This window comes from Actinotalea ferrariae CF5-4, from assembly GCF_000603945.1.
Taxonomy (GTDB): domain Bacteria; phylum Actinomycetota; class Actinomycetes; order Actinomycetales; family Cellulomonadaceae; genus Actinotalea; species Actinotalea ferrariae.
Genome location: NZ_AXCW01000351.1, coordinates 1 through 3,233 on the forward strand (window position 1 = coordinate 1; position 3,233 = coordinate 3,233).

4 protein-coding genes are annotated in these 3,233 nt (G+C 68.1%); all 4 read right to left on the reverse strand.

Annotated elements, in window-relative coordinates; translation table 11 throughout:
• Positions 1 to 213: 213 nt before the first annotated feature.
• Entirely contained in the window at positions 214 to 1,101 is an 888-nt protein-coding gene (locus N866_RS17570; RefSeq protein ID WP_162177335.1) for a sensor histidine kinase, read from the reverse strand.
• 209 nt (positions 1,102 to 1,310) lie between these two features.
• Entirely contained in the window at positions 1,311 to 1,988 is a 678-nt protein-coding gene (locus tag N866_RS17575) for a response regulator transcription factor (RefSeq protein WP_034229004.1), read from the reverse strand.
• Positions 1,989 to 2,059: 71 nt separating this feature from the next.
• Positions 2,060 to 2,695 (reverse strand): hypothetical protein, encoded by a 636-nt coding sequence (locus N866_RS17580; RefSeq protein ID WP_216699482.1) that lies wholly within the window; start codon positions 2,693 to 2,695, stop codon positions 2,060 to 2,062.
• A 59-nt stretch (positions 2,696 to 2,754) separates the two neighbouring features.
• The gene (locus N866_RS17585; protein WP_034229005.1) at positions 2,755 to 3,036 is read right to left on the reverse strand and encodes an SHOCT domain-containing protein; all 282 of its coding nucleotides are present in this window, start codon (positions 3,034 to 3,036) and stop codon (positions 2,755 to 2,757) included.
• Positions 3,037 to 3,233 lie beyond the last annotated feature (197 nt).

Genomic DNA, 3,233 nt, shown 5'->3' on the forward strand with positions numbered 1-3,233 from the left:
TACACCCTCGATTGTGAAGAGCCCCTTTCCTCCGACAGTCTGGCGCTCGACCTCCACATCACGTGTCGTGACGTCGTTGCCGTCACCGAGCTGGAAACAGGCTCCTCGGGGCGTCCCCTCACTGGGTTCGCTCGGGATTTGAGCGCTTTTCACCTGCGAATGTGCGAGCCGGTGACTGGTAGTCGAGGTCCGCAGCCGAACGCGACGTCTGCGCTAGTGGCGGGGCAGGCTGATGACGAAGGTTGTGCCGTGCCCCAGGCCGGCACTCTGGGCGCGTATATGGCCGCCGTGGGCCCTGATGAGGGCGCGGGTGATGGTCAGTCCGATACCGCTGCCGCCGGTGTCGCGGGAGCGCCCGCTGTCGACGCGGTAGAAGCGTTCAAAGATCCGGGACAGGTGTTCGGGGGCGATGCCCGCGCCGGTGTCGGCAACCTCGATCCGCACGCCGGAGTCCGTCGTGCGGCTGCTCAGCGTCACGGTTCCGCCGATGGGTGTGTGCTGGACGGCGTTGGCGATGAGGTTGACCAATGCCTCGTGCAATCGGTCCGGGTCGCCCCAGACTTGGCTGCCGTCGTTGGCGAGGTCAAGGCGCACGGTTACGCCGGTGTGCTGCTGAGACAGGGCAGCGGAGTCAGCGGCGCTGCTGATGAGGTCCGCTACGGGGACCGGACGCAACCGTAGGTCAAGGCGTCGCTCTTCAGCGCGGGACACGGTGTCCAGGTCCTCGACGAGGCGCTCGATCCGGGATAGCTCCCCATCGACGCGCGCGAAGGTGGCGTCATCGGCGGGCAGGACACCGTCGGCAATCGCCTCGTGGTACCCGCGCACACTGGTCAGGGGTGTGCGCAGCTCGTGAGCGAGGTCGCGGAGCATCTCAGCACGCGTGCGCTCAGTGCCCGCGATTTCGCGTGCCATCTGGTTGAACGCGTGGTTGAGGGTGGCTATCTCGGACCCGAACCCGGTCTCCGGGACGCGGGCCGTGAAGTCACCCTGCGCGATCGCCGAGGCGGCTCTGGCCAGTTCCCGGACGGGCCGCACGGCACGACGCGTGACGAAGGCGCCTATGCCAAGCGCCGCGATCGTCGCTGCGGTGGTGGCCACGGCCAGGGAGACAAGGGTCGCCCGAGCGAACGCCATGTCTAGGTGCGTGGCGAGCTCGGGGGAGATCGGTCCGACGGCGTCCACGACGTGTGCGCGGAACAGCCCTGGGGCGAGTCCCAGGGCGACGACCAGGAGCGTTGAAGCGCCGACTGCCACCGTCAGTAACTGGGACAAGGCGAGCCGTGCGCCGAACCCACCTCGGGGACTCCTCATGTGCCATCACCCATCCGGTAGCCGATCCCGCGGACCGTGCGCACGTACCGCGAGGCGGAGGGGTCGTCGCCGAGCTTTCGGCGCAGGTTGGCGACGTGGACGTCGATCACGTGGTCGTCGCCGTACCAGTCGCTGCCCCACACGTGCTCCAGGAGTCGTCGGCGTTCGAAGACCGCTCGCGGCCGAGCCGAGAGGGCCTCCAGGAGGTCGAACTCGGTACGGGTCAGTTCGACGGGTGCGCCGGCCAGGGTGACTTCGCGCGCAGCCGCGTCGATGACCAGGCCACCGAAGCGCCGCACAGGTTCCTCGACGGCGTGGTCGTGACGGGGGCGGCGCAGCAGAGCCTGCACCCGGGCGCTGAGCTCGCGCGGGGAGAACGGCTTGACGACGTAGTCGTCTGCGCCTACAGATAGCCCGATGACGCGGTCGACCTCGTCACCGCGGGCGGTCAGGATGAGGATGTACGCGTTGGAGAAGACCCGCACGCGCCGGCACACCTCGATCCCGTCGATTCCCGGCAGCATCAGATCCAAGATGATCACGTCCGGCCGGATGTCCCGGGCCAACTCGACCCCTTGTTCGCCGTCCGCTGCCACATCGACCTCGAACCCCTCCCTGCTCAGGTACTGCGTGAGCAGGTGGGCGATCGCGGAGTCGTCCTCCACGACCAGCACGTGCCCCCGCCGTCCGGTCGACGCCGTGGAGGTGTGTGCCGACGGAGTCGGACGGGGCGGCGACGGGTCGGTCACGGGGCCTCCGACATGTCCACGAACTGACCGTGCCACGAGTGGTACCAGACGTCACCGGTGGTGCTGTTCACCGAGAGCATCCCCTCGAGGGCACCGTCCCGCAGGGTATGAAGGGTGTAGTAGCCCGGTAGCTCCTCCGCACCGTCGGCGGTGAGGTCCCCCTGATCGGCCAGCCATCGGTCGGCGATCCTCTCGGCCTCAGCCGCTGTGACCCGCTCGCTCCCCGACGACCCGGCGGCCATCATCCCGAAGCGGGTGTTCCACATCCGCGCCGGACCATACTCGATCTGCACAGTGCCCGAGGTGGGGTCCACCAGCACCTCCGTTGCCAGTTCCCCGTCTGCGCCGACGATCTCGGCGTAGTAGTGGTTGTCGAACTGCATCACCTCACCCACGCCCATTCCCTGGCCCAGGTCGTCGACGAAGGCTTCGGCCGCGCTCCGCGCATCGTCCAGGTTCTCGACGCTCGGGTCTGTCGTGTCTGGTCGGCCCCATGGGGTCCCGCCCATCATCGAACCGTCGCCCCATCCGCCCCCGCCCATCATCGAGCCATACCCGCTGCCCGGAACCCCACCGCGCGCGGCCGATCCCCAGGCGCCTACGCCCTGACCCTGGACCAGCATCCAGATCACGGAGCCGACGAGCGCTAGCGCGGCCACGGCCGGCGTCCACGACGCTGCCCTCGCTCGCGTCACCGGGCACCGCCCTTCCCGTTCGAGCGGCCGGATGCCAAGGTCGCCCGCATCACTTGGTAGGCCTCCAGGTCCAGCTCACCTGCGGCGTAACGGCGATCCAGGATCTGCTCCGGCGTCTCGCTGCCGGACCAGCCCTCACGGCGACCCTCGCGCCCGGTGTCCCCGCCACCGGGAAACGCCCGCACGACCAACCACACCACAAGTGTGATCAGCGCGACCCAGAAGATCGTCATCGCGATCCAGCCGCCCGCACCCATCCCCCATCCATATCCCATCATTCTCGGACTCCTTCCCCATCTCTGTGTTCTTGCGGACGTGTCCATCCTGGTAGCCGCGCCTCAAGGCGTAGGCGAGTACAGGCTCAAGATTGGCTCAAGCCTCACCGGATCCTCGGAGGAGAGATGACGGGAGGGTGCTCCACGACGCACCAGGCTCTTCGTTCACGCCGAGTGTCGACGACGCCTGAAAACTGACC

Bases quoted from the DNA above. Each gene is read 5' to 3' on its own strand.
- N866_RS17585 (WP_034229005.1), bottom strand. From the start codon at position 3,036: ATGATGGGATATGGATGGGGGATGGGTGCGGGCGGCTGGATCGCGATG.